Origin of the sequence: Amycolatopsis sp. NPDC023774 (genome assembly GCF_040639695.1) — a bacterium.
Classification (GTDB): domain Bacteria; phylum Actinomycetota; class Actinomycetes; order Mycobacteriales; family Pseudonocardiaceae; genus Amycolatopsis.
The window spans coordinates 1-1371 of record NZ_JBFAAJ010000113.1 but is presented as its reverse complement, the minus strand read 5'-3'; the positions used below and the strand labels follow the sequence as shown (position 1 = coordinate 1371).

1 protein-coding gene is annotated in these 1371 nt (G+C 65.4%); it reads right to left on the bottom strand.

Annotated features, from left to right (window positions below; genetic code table 11):
* Position 1 precedes the first annotated feature (1 nt).
* Positions 2–1320, bottom strand: a protein-coding gene (locus AB0F91_RS47220) for an IS3 family transposase (RefSeq protein WP_360609074.1) whose coding sequence is annotated in 2 segments (ribosomal slippage) — positions 2–1026 and positions 1026–1320 — 1320 coding nt in all. Because the reading frame shifts where the segments join, the coding sequence is not laid out codon by codon here.
* Positions 1321–1371: the final 51 nt, after the last annotated feature.

The following is a 1371-nucleotide window of genomic DNA, read 5'->3' as shown; positions in this document are numbered from 1 at the left end:
GTCACCGAGCCCGGGCAGGCTCGAGGGGTTGATCGTAGCGTGATGCTCGGTGGTCGGCTTCGGTCTGGGCTGGGGTGCAGTGGCCGAGCTCGCCGTGGACCCGGCGATGGTTGTACCAGTCGACGTATTCGGCGACGGCGATCTCGACATCGCGAACCGATTGCCAGCCGCGGCCACGAACGACAGGGTTATGGATCAATTCACCCTTGAACAGTGAATTGAATGCCTCGGCCATCGCATTATCGTAGGAATCACCGCGTGAACCGACCGAGGCGACGACTTCGGCTTCCGCCAAGCGCTCGGTATAGCGGATGGATCGATATTGAACTCCACGGTCGGAATGATGGACGAGGCCGGTCACGTCGTGTCCAGCTCTTCGTCTGCCCCATATTCCCATCTCCAGCGCGTCGAGGGCGAGATTCGTGTGCAGCGAGGTCGACACCTGCCAGCCAACGACCATTCGGGAGAACACATCGATAACGAACGCGGCATACACCCAGCCGGAAAACGTCCGGATATAGGTGATGTCGGCAACCCAGAGCTGGTTCGGCCGGTCGGCGGTGAAGCGGCGGCCGACCAAGTCCGCCGGAGACGGCGAAGCCGCAGGTGCGATGGTGGTCCTGGGTCGCCTGCCTCGCCGCAGTCCCTGCAGGCCCGAACGGCGCATCAACCGCTCGACCGTGCAGCGAGCCACGCGGATGCCCTCTCGGTTGAGCTGGGCATGAATTTTCCGCGCCCCGTAGACGCCGTAATTCTCGCGGAACACGCGCTCGATCTCGGTGAGCAGTTCCGCATCCCGCACAGCGCGTTTCGAAGGTGCGCGCTTCTTGGCCGCCCAATACGTTCTCGGGGCGATCTGCACGCCCGCGTCACTCAAGACCGCGCAGATCGACTCGACCCCGAGATTCTTCCCCTCAACAACCCGCTCGCGGTGGTCGTCGATATAGTCGACGACCACCGCGAGCGGAACCTCCCGCCGAGGCGCGGAATCGTCCGGGGCTACTTGATTTTGCGGTCGAGCTCCGCGGCGGCGAAAAACGCCGAAGCCGTCTTCAGGATCTCGTTCGCCCGCCGCAACTCACGCACCTCGCGCTCCAGCTCAGCGATCCGCGCCGCATCGTCGCTGGTGCGACCGGGTGCCGTGCCGGCGTCGATCTCGGCGCGCTTGACCCACGTCCGCAACGCCTCCGGGTGCACGTCCAACTGGCCCGCGACCCGGCGGATCGCCGCCATCCGCTGCCCCTCGGCCGCGATCGCGTCCAACGCCATCCGCGTCGCCCGCTCACGCAGCTCGTCGCTGTACTTCTTCGGTGCCGCCATGCTCCGCATCCTCCATGGGATCAGAGCCTGCACCAGACCCGGGGCGCATCA